At 46.6% G+C, this 294-nt stretch carries 1 tRNA gene; it reads right to left on the bottom strand.

The features are described 5' to 3' along the window. Window positions 1–174: 174 nt before the first annotated feature. Window positions 175–250: transfer RNA gene (locus MFP24_RS00220), tRNA-Ala, on the bottom strand. Between the last annotated feature and the right edge of the window lie 44 nt (window positions 251–294).

Here is a 294-nt window from a genome sequence, read left to right as displayed (position 1 = left end):
TCTTACAGAGAACATTTCGTGGCTGCGATTTTTGAGAGACTCTGACACAACAAAATCACTACCCTCGCGGATAATGTTCAGCTGCGTCGTTTCAAATTTCAGCTTGTTCCAGATTGTTAAAGAGCAAATACTTCGCAGCATACTGTCGCCAATACGCTCTGAAGTCTTTTTTAATGGTGGAGCTATGCGGGATCGAACCGCAGACCTCCTGCGTGCAAAGCAGGCGCTCTCCCAGCTGAGCTATAGCCCCATGACTTACAGATACCTTGAGATACCACTCGTGAGAGAGTTAAT

This window comes from Brenneria tiliae, from assembly GCF_023347575.1.
In the GTDB taxonomy this organism is placed as follows: domain Bacteria; phylum Pseudomonadota; class Gammaproteobacteria; order Enterobacterales; family Enterobacteriaceae; genus Brenneria; species Brenneria corticis.
Note: the sequence above shows the minus strand (reverse complement) of the source record. Positions and strands in the feature narration are given on the sequence as shown.